We start from the raw sequence: 15,175 nt of genomic DNA, 5'->3' as shown, positions 1-15,175 counted from the left end.
AGGTATGTCTATGCGCTGCTCTCGATTGCTTCGAGTTGTGCTTTGAGCTGGGTCATCGCCTGCTTGGGGTTGCCGCCCTTGGCCATCGCGCCGTTGACCTGCTGGGCGATTTTGGACGACTGGGAAGGCCAGACCGCGGTAACCGGTCGCGGAATCGCGTTCTCCCCGGCGATGCGAAGCTGTTCGAGGTACCGGCCCATGATGGGCACTTCTTTCGCGCGTTGGGAGGTCAGCAGTTCGGGTTCCGGCGGCAGGAAGCCCAGCACCTCGAAGAGCTTGTACTTGAAGTCGTCGCTCATCATCGCCTTCAGCACCTCGACCGCCGCCTCCGTGTTGTTGGAGTTGGGGTTGACGGCATTGTGCCAGCCACCGAGCGCCGCGACGGGACCGCCCGTCATCGGGTACTTGGCCTCTTGCTCGGTCTTGGCGTACGGAATCGGCATCACGCCGAGGTCCTTGCCGAGTGCGTCCTCTGCACCGCTGATGTTGATGGCGTAGGGCCAGTTGCGGTGCATGATAGCGCCCCCGTTGGTGAACGGTTTGCGGGACGGTTCCTCAGTCCACTGCATCACCGCGGGCGGGGCAATCTGGCCTTGATAGTTGTTCAGGGTGTTGTTGGCGTTCGAGCCGTGGATGAACGTCCGAATCATCTTGATGGAGTCGACGACCTGCTGTTCGTCCACGGTGATGGGTCGGTCGCCGACCGGCCCGAACAGGTACTTCTCGGGGTTGCCGAAGTAGGCCCCGCCCCAACTCGACATGAACTCGTTGAAGTCACAGCACGACAGCCCCTCGTAGGCGCTCCCTTGGAAGGTGTAGCCGTACTGGACGTCGTTGTTGTTCATCGCCTCCTTCGTGACCTGCGAGAACTTCTGCCAGGTCATCGAGTCCGTGGCCCACTTGTCGAAGTCCGACTGCCCGTATCCCGCCTGCTTCAGGTACTGCTTGTTGTACTGCATCGTCGGGAAGTCCGGGAACAGGGGAACGGCGTACAGGTCGCCGTTCGGCCCCTTGGCAGTCGAGACGCTGGCCTCGAAGTACTGGTTATCGAGCTGGCTCATGAACTCCTGCCCGAAGTTCCCCGCCTGACTCAGGTTCATCAACTGGTTCCGGACGATGAACGGAATCGTCCACCCACTGTCGACGTAGAGAATATCGGGTTTCGAGCGCCCGGCCGACAACCACTGCTGGTACTGCGCTCGACGGTTGTCTGTCACCGACGGTCCCGCCAGAATCTCGACTTCGATGTCCTTCGAGAGGCCGTTCTCGTACAGAATCGGTTGGAGTTCCTGATTCCACGTCTTTCCTTTGAAATCAGGGTCGGTCGCCCACTGAAGCGTCGTCTTGTTGCCTTGGTTGTCTACGTTTCCGACCGTGCTTCCGGCGTCGTTAGCTTGGTCTCCCCCGCCCTGATTTTTCGGCTGGTCACTCCCCGTGCAGCCTGCGATACCCGCCGCTGCGCCTGACGCCCCCACAGCCTGGACGAACTTCCGGCGCGAGACTCCCCCGTCCCGCGCGGCGTCGTCATCAGACTCGTGTGAACTACTGTCAACCATTCCACTCAGTATCACGGCGTTTCCCCATATATACCCTAGTGATAGTAACTACATTCGTTGTTACAAATAGGTCGAGGGTAAGGTCGGGTTTCCGAACGGGTGTGGGCGATTGTGTGATGCCTAATTCGGAAGTCGGTTTCTCGGCGCGAGTATCGCCCCGAAAACGAACACTATCATCTGTGCAGAAAGTAACCATTTCGACTGTTTCACGTCGCCTCTCGGAGGCGTTATACTCGATAGCGACCCTCTAAACGCGGCCTACAAGTCAGCTATCGAGCGTGACCAGACCGGGTCTTTCGGCGCTTCGAGACGTTCCATCTCATCGTCGGAGAGTGACACGTCGAACGCGCCGACGTTCTCCTCCAGATGGTCGATGCTCCGCGGGCCGACGATTGGCGCGTCTACGACGTCCTTGTGGAGGAGCCACGCGAGGCTGACCTGCGCCGGAGTGGCGTCCTTCTGGTCGGCGACCTCCCGAACTGCGTCGAGGACGGCCCAGTTCTCGTCGGTGAATCGCTCGTGGGTGTGTTCGTCGGTCGCGGCCCGACCCTCGTCGGGTTCCGAATCGCGGTCGTACTTGCCGGTCAGGAACCCGCCGCCGAGGGGACTCCACGGGATGACGCCGACGCCCTCCGCGGCGCAGACCGGCAGGACGTTCTGTTCCTCTTGGCGGTCCACGAGGTTGTACTGGGGTTGCATGCAGGTGAACCGGGCGTAGTCGTTCAGGTCGCTCTGGTAGAGCGCCTTGGTGAACTGCCACGCCGCCATCGTGGAGGCCCCGATGTAGCGCACCTTGCCGGTCTCGACGAGGTGGTCGAGCGCGTGGAGTGTCTCCTCGACCGGCGTGTTCTCGTCCCAGCGGTGAATCTGGTAGAGGTCGATGTAGTCGGTGCCGAGGCGGTCCAAGCTCCCCTCGACTTGGTCGAGGATGTGCTTGCGCGAGAGGCCCTGCTTGTTCGGCCCTTCGCCCATCGCGCCGTAGACCTTCGTGGCGATGACCAACTCCTCGCGGTCGTGGTCCTCGATGGCGTCGCCGACGATGTCCTCGCTCTCGCCGTGGGAGTAGACGTTGGCGGTGTCGAGGAAGTTGACGCCCAACTCGATTGCGCGGTCGATGATTTCGTGGCTCTTCTCCTCGTCGGCTATCATCCACTCTTGGTCGCTCCCGAAGTTCATGCACCCGAGGCAGAACCGCGAGACTTCGAGGCCGGTGTCGCCGAGATTCGTGTACTCCATGTCGGTTTCTGTCACGCCCCGGCCTACGACGAAGGCGGTTAAAACGGTACGGGGCGGAAATCGCCGCTGGCGATTTCCGCGACTCACGTGGTATTCAGCTAAGTCCCGCTAACCACCAGCAGACGCTCGGTGAATCTAGTGCGGTCCTGGCGGATTGAAAGGGCGAGCGCGGTTCGCGGGCCGACAGGCCCGTGGTCGTCTCAGCGTGGCCCTATTTCGTGCCGGGCGGTGCGGAGAGGCGCGAAATATCCCGCTGAGCGACCGCGAACCGCGCGAGGGCTTTCGAGACCGAAATCACGAGTTCGTTTATTGGCCTGAATAGTATCATCTCAAACCGATACCCGCCAAAGCCTGAAGCCCCGTCGCGTCGATACACGTACCATGACCTCCCTCCTCGACCGACTCCGGAGTCCGAATCACACCGGCGAGCGCCGATGCTGGCCCTGCACCGTGACGAACGCGGTCCTGTTAGGCCTCGCGTGTGCTGGCCTCTCCCGGCGGCGCTCCCGAAAATTCGCCGCCGCGCTCGGAGTCGGCGGCGGACTTGCGATTGCGCTCCGCGGGTATCTGGTGCCATTCACGCCCCGGTTCGCGCCGCGACTCGCCGACCGACTACCCGGAAATCTGTTCCACGCCGACGGTGAGACGCCCGGCCCCGCCGTCGGCGACGCTGGCGAGGAGCGCAAATCGCGCCAAGCGCCCGACTCCTCGGGGTCGCTCGGCGGCGACACCGCCGAGGAGACCGGCGAGGAGGTCCTGACGATGCTCCTCGAACGCGGTGTAGTCGTCCCCGAGGGCGAAACCCTCTACCTCGCCGAGGAGTTCCGCGAGGCGTGGCGCGAGGAGATGCGGGACCTCCGCGAACGCGACGCTCGGGGTCTCGCCGACGCGCTCCGCGAATCAGCGCCCGAGGGGACCGTCACGGACGTGGTCGAGCAGGACGGCGGGCCATTCAGCGAGACCAAACGCTGGTTCGTCGTCTCCGACGGGAGCGGCGACCCCGCCCGCGAGGAGTGGCTGACCCGGCCGATTGCCGTGGCCGAAATCGGCGCGGTGCGGGCGCTGGCCGATTGGGGGGATTTAGACGCGACCCGGCGGGCGCAGGCCGCCGGACCGCTCCGGACCCTCCTCGAATCCTGCCCGGTCTGCGACGGCCCGGTCGAGGAGACGACCGAAGTCGAGTGCTGTGGCGGACCGGGCGGCACGCAGGCCGACGCCCCCGACGACGTGCTGGCCTGCGGGGAGTGTGATTCGCGGCTCTATACGTTCCGGTAGTTGGATTCGGGATTAGAGGAGTAAGACTTAGAACAGAACGTAGTAATTAGTCTACCACCATGTATCCGTCTCCCTCACCGATGCTATGAGCCTCCTCTAGTATGAGTTGGGCAAGCGTGTTCAGGTCCTGATCCGTTTTCTCCTCAAGCGACGCGAGGTAGGTCGCCATGAGATGGATGTGTGCGTTAGGGCCATGATCTCCAAGTTGGACGGTACCATGGATGTCTCCTTTTTCATCGCCAGCAAAGACGGCCACCGGGTCCTCCGTCCCGTTGACATTATCTAAAATTTCGCGTGCATCTTCGACCGGGTCTGAATTCGCCATATGCAACAGTTAGAATAGATACGTAAAAAGATTCAGTAATGGCGGCCATTTCAGTATACGGGCTACCGAACCCAGAACCGGTCAAATTAGTGGTGGACTTCCCAGCCCTTGGATTCTAATTCCTTGACGATTTCTGTAGGAGGGCCTTCATCTCCGTATTTGTCTTTCCGGTTCCCCCCGAATCCGTAGAAGCGGAGGACAGAATTGCCTTCTTTCTTGAACTTGTATTCCCCAGCACCGTCCTCCACGTACACGAACTCGCTATCGTTCTCCTCCTGCTCCTTAATCTCCATAGGAAACCCGTACACCACCACTTATTAAGTATCTAAGGGAAAGGTAGATGTTTCCCAATTGGTTCCAGCAACTCACACCTCGGGCGGACTGTTCTTTCCGACTCGAATCTCGTGAGCTTCGATGTCCTCCAAGGCGGCGACTTGCCCGCCGACCGTGACCTCGCCCTCGTCGGTCTGAATCTTCATCCCGGCGACGCGCTCGCCCGCCTCGAAGGAGAAGCCGACGACCTCGCCCTGCACGACGCGCGAGGAGCCGGTTTCGATGTCTCGGCCCTCGATGGTGGCGTAGAAGTCGCCGTCGAGGGCTTGGAGTTCCTTGACACAGCGCCGGATGGACGAGTACCGCCGGGGGAAGGGTCGGTCCTCGCCGTTCGCGGCGAGGGTGCGCTCGGCCGTGGTCCACAGCACCGTGCCGAAGAACCCGGAGACGAGGAAGCCGAGCGCCGAGCGGTTGAAGATGACGCCGTAGCGGTCCTCGTCGTCGCGCAGGGCGTCTTGGGTGGCGTAGATGGAGTACTCGCCGTCGGCGACGGCGATGACCGGCGTGGTGATGCCCCGGCGAGCGCGGGCCGTGGTCGCCACGCTCAGGTAGTCGAAGTCCTCCGGTTCGGGCGCTTCCGAGGCGGGCGTGACCAGCAGTTCGACGCTGACGCCGTCTTCGACCGCGGCCCGGAGGTCCTCCTCGAATCGGTCCAACAGGTCGGGCGTCAGCGAGAGCGCCAACTCGAACTCGGCCGCCGAAATCACGTCTTCGAAGTAGCGCAGGATGGTCGAGCGCGACTTGACCAGCGAGACGGCCTCGGTGTCGCGCGCCGGTGCGGTGTAGCGGGCCTCCAACTCGGAAACCATGTCCATCAGCGACGACTGGATGCCCGAGAAGGCCTCGTCGGGGTCCACCGCGATGACTTTCATCGGGCGCGACTCGCGCAACTCCACGAGACCGCGGTCGCTGAGACTCCGGACGGTGTCGTACACCCGCGGTTGCGGGATGTCGGTCCGGTCGGCGATTTGGCTGGCGGTCAGGTCACCGTGTTCGAGAACGGTGAGATAGGCGTCGATTTCGTACTCCCCGAGGTCGAACCGGTCACCGACCTGTTCCATCGTCGCGTGCAAATCCTCTGAGGTCATATATCTGGACATACTCGCAAGGGGTAAATGATTTATCCGGTTTCGAGTAGCACCGTTTTCCGTAAACTCGTTTCATCCTTCGAGTAGTTCTCGGCGGCGAGCGACGAAGGGGACTACAGTCGATAGAAATAGATATAATTGTTAACGACATCTATAGATGTTCAATTAACTTGTAAATGATTCTCTGCGGCTCGGCGCACGACGACTGTGGACGAGCGCCGCCCGGAGTCCTCCAACGGCCGTGTCGGACGCCGGGGAATCTCGGTAGTTATCCCCTTCGGTAGCAAATCCGATATTTCCGCTCGAACTCCCCGTCGCCGACCGAAACGACATCACACGCGGAGACTTGTCTCCAATCGAAATTTTCTTTTTCTCTCATATATCGTTTTTAATTATGGTAGGTGTAGAACTATTCAGAGACACGGAATCGTTCTTCGACCGACGGACGTCGAGCGGGTTCGCGGTCCCCGGAGCCATCGTGCTGCTCACGGCTTTGATTTCGGTGGTCAACGACATCTACGTCATCAACTGGCAGTTCTCGAACACGGAGATGAACATGACCATCCTCTACGTACTCACCGGCTTGGTCTCCGGCGGTCTCCCCATTCTCGTGTGGGTCCTCGTGACGGCGTGCTTCCACGGCATCGCCACCGTAGTCTACGAGAGTGACGCCTCGTTCAAGCGACTCTTGCAGTTGACTGCGTACGGGATGGTTCCGTACGCGCTCGGGTCGCTCGTCAGTTTCGCCGTGACGATGGTCGTGGTGAACGACCTGTCGGCACCGACTTCGGCAGCCGAGGCCACCCAGACGGCGCTGTCGAACGATTGGAGGATTGTCGCGGTCGGGTACCTATTTCTCGCGTTTCTCGTCTGGAGTGCCGACATTTGGGCAGTCGCGGTCCAGTCGGTACACGACGTGTCACAGAAGCGGGCGTTTGCTATCGTCGCTGGCCCCGTCGTCGTTCTCCTCGCGGTGATGTGGTATCTCTTGGTCGGTGCCTGAGCAAAAGACACGTCGCCCTCCTTCGCGTCGCCAGCCAATCGAATCCGTCCGTCGGCGAGACGCGCCGTCTGCTTTCGCGTGTTCGATGTCGTCCGGTCGCTCGACACTGGCCGACGGCGAGTGTGGTGGTCGGCGTCTCACGACCGGGAGGCCAGCCCCGAAGCGACCGAACCGTCACCGTCTTGGTCCCTAAGTTTTTTATTCGAGACGACATAAGTGAGAAAAGAGGAGAGAAATCGATGACCCAATTCGACCTCTACACCACGGCGTATCTCGGTCTTCTCGTCGTAGGAATCATCTACGTCGCGGGTGCCGCGTACTACGCTGGTACGACCGGAGAGTGGCGCCCGCTGATGATCGGGAGTATAGTGCTGGGTGCCCTCGTTGTCCTGATGTAGCGACGCGAGTTCGAGGTGGCTTTCTTCTCCGGAGGTAGTGAGTACCCGTCGGAATCGCCGACTGTGGCCAACTAGTAGGCTCCTCGCTGGACGTCTCCGTCCGACGATACCTGAAAAAGTGGTTAGCGAACGATACCCTCTGGTACGGCCTTACGCTTCGTAGGCAGCGATGGCGGCACCGACGATGGTCGCACCGGCACCAATACCCTTGATGAGCGCAGCCGCGCACGGAAGACAGGCGTTCGTGTTCATGTTTAGCGTTGGGTTGAATGGTTAGTTGGCGAACGATACCTTCTGGTGCGCCCTTACGCTTCGTAGGCAGCGATGGCGGCACCGACGATGGTCGCACCGGCTGCAGCACCCTTGATGAGCGCAGCCGCGCACGGAAGACAAGCGTTCGTGTTCATGCTTCGTGTCGAGTTGAAAGGTTGGTTAGCTAGTGATGCGCCTTAGTAATTGGCAGCCGCGATGGCGCCACCGACGATACCCGCACCGACGGCAGCACCCTTGATGAGCGCAGCCGCGCACGGAAGACAAGCGTTCGTGTTCATGATTGACTGTTGAAAGGTCGTCGGTTAGCTAGCGTTACGTCGCCAGGTAGATGGCAGCGACGCCGCCGCCGCCGATGATGGCGCCTGCGACGAAGCATGCGGGACAGTTCGTGTTCATGGTTTCTCTTTCCTAGATGGTCCCGCTGCTCTTCGGGACCATCTATCCTACCATATTTCATACAGTATTATAAAATTATCTATTTTAATTTATATTTATTAAAATAGGAAAAGTAAGCGCAGAAGTGCCTTCTCCCGTTCTCGACGTCGGACGTGCCAAATATAGCAGACAGTCGACGCATACGTGCCGATTCTAGTCGAGTCGATATTCGCTGACACGGGCAACCGCGGACCGGTACGAGACAATCGCACTGAGTCCGACCACGGCGAGTCCCGCGAGTGCCGACACGGCGTACAGCGCCTCGGAGAGACCAGTAACGCTGGCGAGAGCGTACCGTAGCTTAGCATCGACGAGTACGAACAACACAAAGAGAGTGACCGAACACCACACCGAGTAGGAGACTGTAGCGACCTTGTCCGGTCGAATCACCCCGCTACTTCGATGGACCGAAGGAGAGCGGTATCGGGGCAGGCGCGTTCCGATTCCGGTCGCCACCATCGCTCCCAGACAAACAGCAAGCGGCGAAAGCGCCCCGGCGAGAACAATCTCGAAGACAGTCCATCGGGCAGCGATTCCGGAGGCGACGACCAGGACGGTCGCAATCGGCGCTAACGCCGCCGTCCCGGCGACGACGTGGCCGTTTACGAACTGCCGACCGGTCACCCGCGCAGTAAGGACGAGCGGAAGCGTCTTCCCCTGAACGCCGAGGATGTTGAGGGAGTGGAAGGAGCCAGCGAGACTCACGCCGTAAAACAGTACGATCCACGGCGTGTACCGGGGGGCCTTCCCGGTCGTGATGATCTGTTCGGCCACCGGAACTCCGGCCACGAGGAGTAGTCCGAGGACGAGTACCAAGACGTGTCCGGACCGGTACGTCCGGCGTATCGACGCCGTTGCGACGCCACGTGTCCCCTCCGAGAGCGGACCGACCCGAAGCACCTGTCCGAGAAGCGGTTCCGTCGAGGACTGGTCGTCGGTTGGCGTCTCGTCGCCGTCCTGGGAAGAACCGTCGGCGTACCACGTGTACACACTGATACGAACCGCACCGAACGTGGCGATAGCCGAAAACACGACCGAACCGAGGAGTAACGCTGCAGCACGACTCGCTCTCGCTCCGGACCCAGGAGTCGTCACCAGAGCGAGGTCCTCTATCCACCCCAGCGGCGAGTTCACGACGACGGGCTGGAGTCGCTCGATTGCGACGGCGATGCCGCCAGTGTACAGGAACGCGGCGTAACCGACGGCCAACGGAATGCCGACGATTACGACAACCTTTCGGGAGATGCCGTGCCGTTTGTAGATTCCTTTCAACCACAGTCCGAGAGGATGTCCGATGACTGTCCCGACGGCGTTGACGAGGAGCGCTACGGCAACGCCGCCCAACAGTGGCAGCGGCGAACCAATAGTGAGAGAGAGACCGAGAAAGAACGCCACCGTCGGGGCGAGTGCGCCGAGCAACGTCTCGCAGAACCGGAACAGTAGTTGCCCGCCCATGACGTCTTTCGGTGGTCGAACCGTGAGCAACCAGGACTTGTTCGTCGGAGCGAGGCCCACCCCGTTCAGTCCCTGGTACACTATGATTCCAAGGAGTCCGAGAACGAACACCGGAGCGACGTAGGATTGCCACTCGCCGTTCCCGGGTGCGAGTTCGCGTCCCAAATCGAAGACCACGAAACTGAAGCCAGCGAGTATGAGCGCGAGGAAGAACATCCAGGCGTTGTTGCTCCGCGACCGAATGCGCTGACGCAACTCGACGTGTGCAATCGACGCGCTGGTCCGAGGGTCCGGAAACCGTCCGTGCCGCGTCGACCCACGCTTACGATTAGCTCGGTTTTTCATGGTAATCGAGCGTGTCGGCGTCGCTGTCGATTTCGTCCTCGTCCGTGGTAATGTCGAGAAACGCCGTCTCGAGGTCGGGAGCGGAGTTCGCGCTGGAACGAATCTCGGTCGGCGTCCCTTCGGCGACCAGTTCTCCGTCGTGGATGACCCCGACGACGTCGGCGATCTCCTCCACGACGGGGAGGACGTGCGAACAGAGGACGACCGTCGTATCCCGTTCAGTTAACTGTTTGATCATCTCGCGCACCGTCCTGGCGGCTCGGGGGTCGAGTCCACTCGTCGGTTCGTCCAGAAAGACGACGTCTGGCTCGTGGAGAATCGTCCCGATGATACCGACTTTCTTTCGCATCCCCGTCGAGTAATCCGAGATTCGCCTGTCGGCGTCCGCTTCGAGGTCGAACTGTTCGAGCAGCGAGTCGATTCGCTCCGTGGCCACGTCCGTCGGCAGTTCCTGTAGTCGGCCAGCGTACCGGAGCTGTTCGCGCCCCGTGAGCGCCTCGAAGACCGGCGGTTCGGCCGGGAGATAGCCGATGCGCTCGGTGACCCCTACGCAATTAGTGATAGGCACGCCCGCGACGGTGGCCTCGCCGCTCGTCGGTTCGGTGAGCGTCGTCAGCATCCGTAACGTGGTCGTCTTTCCGGCACCATTCGGTCCCAGCAGGCCGTACACTGCGCCGCTGGGGACGGTCAGAGAGAGACTATCGACAGCCGTCTCGTCTCCGTACCGCTTGGTGAGGTTCTCGGTCTGAATAGCGAATTCTACCATTGGAACGTTGGGTCTGTCTCGTCTGTCTGTGACGAACTGCTCGGGGACGGTCGGGCGGTCGAGCCTACAGGACCAGGTAGCCGATGAGCATGGCACTCCCGCCGATCACTACCCCGATCCACATCGCCAGGTCCTCTTTGTTCATCATTACCAGTTTACTACGTTTAATATTTAATTTTTTTGAATTACTGGCTAGAAAGGAGATTGATTCGCCCACCGAACTGAGGAGATATCAGGCCATGATGGAGATGACGACGAGCGTCACCACGTTGTTCACCCCGTGCGCAATCGCTATAATATCGAGCCGCCGCCACTTCTCGAACGCGGTTCCGTAGAGTACCGAAGCGAGGAACACACCAGTAAGGGACACCAAGATTGCGACGGTAGATTCACCACCGAAATTTGCGATATGCAGGGGCGCGAAAAGCAGGCTGACGGCGATGATGGAACCGGCCGCCGAGAACCGCTCAGTGAGGCGCTTCTGGACGACGTTTCTGAAGAAGAACTCCTCGGACGGCCCGACCACGAGGAAGTGAAGTACAGCCGCAGTGACGAAGAGGCGGGGGTCGCCGATGACCTGCATCGCAACCTGGTCGAACCCCATCGGGACACCCGCCAGTCGTGCGCCGAAATCGAGTGCCGCCTGAACGGAAAATATGACGACGCCGAGCCCGAGTCCGAGCGAGACCGAACGAGGAGTCGGAACCGCTAAATCGGCGTACTCGATTCCTCGGTCCGTCCTCCAGAGGTAGACTCCGCCGACCAGCGTCATCCCGACCCCGCCCGAAATCATCCCGATGATGGTCGTCGGACGGAGGTAACCGGCCGCATTGGTAATCGCCAACGCGATTACCACCGTGACGGCGTTTGCGAGTAGAATCAGCCCAGCAGCCAAGCCGAGTTGTTTCCCGTTGCCTAACAAACCCGCTGCTCGACTGTACTTCGTTTCTACCATAATTGCGATTATTATACCCGATAATATTAATTTTTTGAGTTAGGTTTCTCCGGTGCGAACCCACGTGACGACGGCTGTACTCGACCGATAGGAGGAACAGCCACGGGCGCGCGTTTGTCAATTTTAATTTACAAATAAGAAATCGAAGCTATTTTATTGCATTCCGGTCATATTTTATATGACACAATAGAATTTATGACTAGAACCAGCACCGCTCTCTTATGGGCCCTCCTGTTGATAACCAGCGGTGGTGTCACTGGCGTCGTTGCTGACGGGACGTTCGTCACGATGACTGCCGAGGTCGAGCCCGACCAACCCACCGTCGACGAGAAGTTCAGCGTCGAAGTCACGCTCGAAAGTGCAGACGGGGGAAAGGATAGCTACGCAATCGAGTACGTTCGCCTCTACGACGGTCCCGGCGACGACGCCGAGGAGCTCGACGAGGCCAACCCTACCGGGCCGTTCATGCCCGGAACCAAGCGCACCGTCACGCTCGACGAGGTCGAAATCAACGACACCGGCTTCCACGAACTCCGGGCCGAGGCTGTGCTGGTCAACGACGACGACCGCCGGGTCGTCTCCATTCCGGTGACCGTCCAAGTCTACCGGCCGCACCCGCTCATCAGCGTCGATACCGAACCCGCCGTCGGGAACGCGTGGCGAACGGTGGACCTGACCGTCGCCAACGGCCTCAACGAGTCCGTCGACGGCGTGTCGGTGTCGGTCGACGGCGACGGCCTGCAGTTCCGAGAGCGCGAGCGCGTCGCCTCCACGATTGGGCCCCACGAGGAGCGCGCGTTCGACTTCGAGGCCCGCCCCGAGTCGCCCGGCGTCTACGACCTTGAGGTCGTACTCACCTACGAGGACCGCAACGGCGACCTCCGGCGCGTCGAGCAGACAGTCTCGGCGGACTTCACCGAACCCGACCGCCCCGGCGAGATGCGACTGACCGACGTCAACCTCACGACGACTGCCGACGGCGTCAAGATTGCTGGCACCGCGTCGAACGTCGGTGACAGCAAAGTCGAGAGCGTCGTCGTCGCCGTCGGCGACGCACCGAGTGTCGAGGCCTCGGGCGAGGGTGCCGAGACGTTCGTCGGGTCGATTTCCGCGAACAACGCCACTCAGTTCGACCTCCTCGCAGACGTCGACACCGAGGGCGCGACGATTCCGCTGACGGTGACCTACCGCGTCGACGGCGTCGAGCGCACTACCACGGCCGAAGTCAAGTACGCTGGCGCACCCGGTGCCGACGCCATCGAACTGACGGGCGTCAGCGCCAGCGCGTCGTCGGATGTCGTCGAAATCACGGGGAGCGCCGCCAACATCGGCACCGTCGACGCCCAGAGCGTCGTCGTCGCCGTCGGCGACGCGGAGAACGTCGTGCCGACGGGTCCCCAGCCGGAGTTCTTCGTCGGCGAAGTCGCCGAGAGTGACTTCGCTTCCTTCACCGTCACCGCCGAAGTCGAGGGCAACGAGACGACGATTCCGCTGACGGTGACCTACCGCGTCGACGGCGTCGAGCACACCGCCACGACCGAGGTGCGCTACGACGCGGGCGGGAACGAAGCTGACGAAGGCGCGGCGAGCGACCAGAACGGTGGAGTCCCGCTATCGGTAACAGTCGGCGGGGCGCTCGTCCTCGGGCTAGCCGCCTTCGGAATCAGCTACCGGCGACTCCGATAACCATGGTGGTCGTCGAGGCTACCGACGTCGTCAAGGAGTACGAGAGCGGCGAGACGGTCCGGGCGCTCAAGGGCGTGAACTTCGAAATCGAGGCCGGTGAGTTCGTCGCAATCGTCGGCCCCTCGGGCAGCGGCAAGTCCACCCTGCTGAACCTGGTGGGGCTACTCGATACGCCGACGTCGGGGACCGTCCGGGTCGCTGGCGAGGACATCGAGGACCACAGCGACCGCGAACGAACGAGCGTTCGCAAGAGCGTCGTGGGCTTCGTCTTCCAGAGCTACTACCTGATTCCCACGCTCACCGCCCTCGAGAACGTCGTCGTCCCGTGTCTCCTCGACCGGAATCCCGCCGAGGCCGAACAGCGGGCGGTCGACCTGCTCGAACGGGTCGGCTTGGGCGACCGACTCGACCACTACCCCGACGAGCTTTCGGGCGGCCAGAAACAGCGGGTGGCCATCGCCCGTTCGCTCATCAACGAGCCCGACGTCCTGCTGACCGACGAGCCGACGGGCAACCTCGACCGGGAGACAGGCGAACGGGTACTCGACGAGTTCGACCGCGTCACGGACGAGGGCGTCGCGGTCGTCACCGTCACCCACGACGAGTACGTCGCCAGCTTCGCCGACCGCGTGCTTCACTTAGTCGACGGGGAACTGGGAACCGACGCCCCGTCGGTCGAGGCCGTCGGTGGAGGTGTGTTCGAATGAGCCTGTTGCGGCGACTGTTCCCCCGGACGTACATGGCCCGGCGGAACCTCCTGCGGGCGAAGGCCCGCTCCGGCCTCGCCGTGTTGACTATTATCATCGGCGTGGTCGCAATTGCGAGCCTCGGGAGCTTCGGCGTGGCCTTTCAGGAGGCTCAGACCGACGCAATCGGCGGCTTCGGCAACGAATTGTTGATCAGTCCCGGCGAGGACAACGGCCAGTTACTCGACGAGCGCGACCGGCGAGACGTCGAGCGACTCGCCAGCGGGAAGGAGGTTATCCCGCTACTGGTGGCCCAGTGGCAGCTGGAATCGACCGGTGAAACCGTAACGGTTCGGGGCGTGGGCAATCCCAAGGCCCTGTACCAAATCCGCGAGGGTTCGATTCCCGACAGTTGGCGGTCGGGCGCAATCGTAGGGTCGGAGTTCGCCGAGAAACACGAGATTGAACCCGGCCAGTCGATTCGTCTCGACGGACGTACCTATCGCGTCCAAGCCGTCCTCGAAGAGGAGGGTCAGACCAGCGTCGCCAACCCGAACGAGGCCGTGGTCGTTCCGCCCGGGGAAATCGACGTGGACGGGTACAACAACTTGGTCGTCAAGACCGAGAGTCCGCGCGAAGCGAGCGCGCTCGCCGACGAGATTCGCGCGAACCTCAACGAGCGCAAGGAGCGCGTGGACGTGCTGGACTTCTCGAAGTTCGCCGAGCAGTTCGACCAGGCGTTCCGGCAAATTCGGATGTTCCTGCTGGGCGTCGGGGGAATCTCGCTGCTCGTGGCGGGCATCTCGATTGCCAACGTGATGCTCATGTCCGCAATCGAGCGCCGCGAGGAAATCGGCGTCCTCCGCGCGGTGGGCTACCAGCGCATCGACGTACTCGGAATCATGCTCGCGGAGGCCATGCTGCTCGGCATAATCGGTGCCATCGTCGGCGTCGCCCTGAGCCTGCTGGCGACGATGGGAATCAACAGCCTGATGCTGGACGGCCCCTTCGACTTCCGGTCGGCGACGGTCATGTACATGGTCCTCGCGTTCGCCTTCGGCATCGGCGCTAGCATCGTCGCCGGACTCTACCCCGCCTGGAAGGCCTCCAGTAAGCGCCCTGTCGAGGCGCTGCGGGGGTAGCGCCCTGTCGAGGCGCTGCGGGGTCGCGTCCGCGACAGTTGGTTTTTCGTTTCGAGGGCGTGCGGGAGGAGAGTTCTGGAGCAATCTACCCAATCCTTTTGAAACTATTCAAAACTGCTATAGACAGCAAAATATTTGTGTTGACAATATCTGCCATTCCTCGGCTACGATACCGTCCAGCGGCTATAAACGACGAATTAACCGTCAAACTATAAAAA

General features: G+C 61.4%; 14 protein-coding genes. 6 read left to right on the top strand and 8 right to left on the bottom strand.

The window, feature by feature from the left end:
- Positions 1-8: 8 nt before the first annotated feature.
- Complete coding sequence (locus EPL01_RS13175; RefSeq protein ID WP_135825740.1) at positions 9-1,556, bottom strand: twin-arginine translocation signal domain-containing protein; 1,548 nt, start codon at positions 1,554-1,556, stop codon at positions 9-11.
- Between the two features lie 258 nt (positions 1,557-1,814).
- Positions 1,815-2,792, bottom strand: coding sequence for an aldo/keto reductase (locus tag EPL01_RS13170; RefSeq protein WP_135826030.1), 978 nt, complete (start codon positions 2,790-2,792; stop codon positions 1,815-1,817).
- A 381-nt stretch (positions 2,793-3,173) separates the two neighbouring features.
- Between EPL01_RS13170 and EPL01_RS13165 the strand changes: the two genes are divergently transcribed.
- Positions 3,174-4,067 (top strand): DUF8054 domain-containing protein, encoded by an 894-nt coding sequence (locus EPL01_RS13165; RefSeq protein ID WP_135825739.1) that lies wholly within the window; start codon positions 3,174-3,176, stop codon positions 4,065-4,067.
- A 46-nt stretch (positions 4,068-4,113) separates the two neighbouring features.
- On the opposite strand, the gene EPL01_RS13160 is transcribed toward EPL01_RS13165, so the two are convergent.
- The 3 genes from EPL01_RS13160 to trmB form a co-directional block, all read right to left on the bottom strand.
- Entirely contained in the window at positions 4,114-4,392 is a 279-nt protein-coding gene (locus tag EPL01_RS13160) for a hypothetical protein (protein ID WP_135825738.1), read from the bottom strand.
- 86 nt (positions 4,393-4,478) lie between these two features.
- The gene (locus tag EPL01_RS13155; RefSeq protein ID WP_135825737.1) at positions 4,479-4,685 is read right to left on the bottom strand and encodes a hypothetical protein; all 207 of its coding nucleotides are present in this window, start codon (positions 4,683-4,685) and stop codon (positions 4,479-4,481) included.
- Between the two features lie 72 nt (positions 4,686-4,757).
- On the bottom strand, positions 4,758-5,813 hold the full coding sequence (gene trmB / locus EPL01_RS13150; protein WP_135825736.1) for an HTH-type sugar sensing transcriptional regulator TrmB: 1,056 nt from the start codon (positions 5,811-5,813) through the stop codon (positions 4,758-4,760).
- Positions 5,814-6,207: 394 nt separating this feature from the next.
- Here trmB and EPL01_RS13145 point away from each other — a divergent pair, with 394 nt between their 5' ends.
- Both EPL01_RS13145 and EPL01_RS13140 read left to right on the top strand, forming a co-directional pair.
- Complete coding sequence (locus EPL01_RS13145; protein ID WP_135825735.1) at positions 6,208-6,816, top strand: Yip1 family protein; 609 nt, start codon at positions 6,208-6,210, stop codon at positions 6,814-6,816.
- A 122-nt stretch (positions 6,817-6,938) separates the two neighbouring features.
- Positions 6,939-7,214, top strand: a complete 276-nt coding sequence (locus EPL01_RS13140) for a hypothetical protein (protein ID WP_135825734.1) — start codon at positions 6,939-6,941, stop codon at positions 7,212-7,214.
- An 861-nt stretch (positions 7,215-8,075) separates the two neighbouring features.
- Here EPL01_RS13140 and EPL01_RS13135 read toward each other — a convergent pair.
- From EPL01_RS13135 to EPL01_RS13125, 3 genes are all read right to left on the bottom strand, one after another.
- Positions 8,076-9,593: a hypothetical protein gene (locus EPL01_RS13135; protein ID WP_135825733.1), complete on the bottom strand. Its 1,518-nt coding sequence runs from the start codon at positions 9,591-9,593 to the stop codon at positions 8,076-8,078.
- Between the two features lie 112 nt (positions 9,594-9,705).
- Entirely contained in the window at positions 9,706-10,488 is a 783-nt protein-coding gene (locus tag EPL01_RS13130; protein WP_135825732.1) for an ABC transporter ATP-binding protein, read from the bottom strand.
- A gap of 232 nt (positions 10,489-10,720) precedes the next feature.
- The gene (locus tag EPL01_RS13125) at positions 10,721-11,443 is read right to left on the bottom strand and encodes a CPBP family intramembrane glutamic endopeptidase (RefSeq protein ID WP_135825731.1); all 723 of its coding nucleotides are present in this window, start codon (positions 11,441-11,443) and stop codon (positions 10,721-10,723) included.
- 288 nt (positions 11,444-11,731) lie between these two features.
- Between EPL01_RS13125 and EPL01_RS13120 the strand changes: the two genes are divergently transcribed.
- The 3 genes from EPL01_RS13120 to EPL01_RS13110 are packed head-to-tail and all read left to right on the top strand — an operon-like array spanning position 11,732 to position 14,957.
- Positions 11,732-13,129 (top strand): COG1361 family protein, encoded by a 1,398-nt coding sequence (locus EPL01_RS13120; protein ID WP_135825730.1) that lies wholly within the window; start codon positions 11,732-11,734, stop codon positions 13,127-13,129.
- A gap of 2 nt (positions 13,130-13,131) precedes the next feature.
- Positions 13,132-13,836 carry an ABC transporter ATP-binding protein gene (locus tag EPL01_RS13115; RefSeq protein WP_135825729.1) on the top strand — a complete coding sequence of 235 codons (705 nt, stop codon included), beginning with the start codon at positions 13,132-13,134 and terminating at the stop codon, positions 13,834-13,836.
- The gene (locus EPL01_RS13110) at positions 13,833-14,957 is read left to right on the top strand and encodes an ABC transporter permease (protein WP_135825728.1); all 1,125 of its coding nucleotides are present in this window, start codon (positions 13,833-13,835) and stop codon (positions 14,955-14,957) included. The genes EPL01_RS13115 and EPL01_RS13110 overlap by 4 nt, the downstream gene beginning before the upstream one ends.
- Positions 14,958-15,175: the final 218 nt, after the last annotated feature.

The sequence above is a fragment of the Halorussus ruber genome (assembly GCF_004765785.1).
In the GTDB taxonomy this organism is placed as follows: Archaea; Halobacteriota; Halobacteria; order Halobacteriales; family Haladaptataceae; genus Halorussus; species Halorussus ruber.
Note: the sequence above shows the minus strand (reverse complement) of the source record. Positions and strands in the feature narration are given on the sequence as shown.

Excerpts from the sequence above, each read along its gene's own strand:
- EPL01_RS13175 (WP_135825740.1), bottom strand. The coding sequence starts at position 1,556 with ATGGTTGACAGTAGTTCACACGAGTCTGATGACGACGCCGCGCGGGAC.
- EPL01_RS13170 (WP_135826030.1), bottom strand. The coding sequence starts at position 2,792 with ATGGAGTACACGAATCTCGGCGACACCGGCCTCGAAGTCTCGCGGTTC.
- EPL01_RS13165 (WP_135825739.1), top strand. The coding sequence starts at position 3,174 with ATGACCTCCCTCCTCGACCGACTCCGGAGTCCGAATCACACCGGCGAG.
- EPL01_RS13160 (WP_135825738.1), bottom strand. The coding sequence starts at position 4,392 with ATGGCGAATTCAGACCCGGTCGAAGATGCACGCGAAATTTTAGATAAT.
- EPL01_RS13155 (WP_135825737.1), bottom strand. The coding sequence starts at position 4,685 with ATGGAGATTAAGGAGCAGGAGGAGAACGATAGCGAGTTCGTGTACGTG.
- trmB (WP_135825736.1), bottom strand. The coding sequence starts at position 5,813 with ATGACCTCAGAGGATTTGCACGCGACGATGGAACAGGTCGGTGACCGG.
- EPL01_RS13145 (WP_135825735.1), top strand. The coding sequence starts at position 6,208 with ATGGTAGGTGTAGAACTATTCAGAGACACGGAATCGTTCTTCGACCGA.
- EPL01_RS13135 (WP_135825733.1), bottom strand. The coding sequence starts at position 9,593 with ATGTTCTTCCTCGCGCTCATACTCGCTGGCTTCAGTTTCGTGGTCTTC.
- EPL01_RS13130 (WP_135825732.1), bottom strand. The coding sequence starts at position 10,488 with ATGGTAGAATTCGCTATTCAGACCGAGAACCTCACCAAGCGGTACGGA.
- EPL01_RS13125 (WP_135825731.1), bottom strand. The coding sequence starts at position 11,443 with ATGGTAGAAACGAAGTACAGTCGAGCAGCGGGTTTGTTAGGCAACGGG.
- EPL01_RS13120 (WP_135825730.1), top strand. The coding sequence starts at position 11,732 with ATGACTGCCGAGGTCGAGCCCGACCAACCCACCGTCGACGAGAAGTTC.
- EPL01_RS13115 (WP_135825729.1), top strand. The coding sequence starts at position 13,132 with ATGGTGGTCGTCGAGGCTACCGACGTCGTCAAGGAGTACGAGAGCGGC.
- EPL01_RS13110 (WP_135825728.1), top strand. The coding sequence starts at position 13,833 with ATGAGCCTGTTGCGGCGACTGTTCCCCCGGACGTACATGGCCCGGCGG.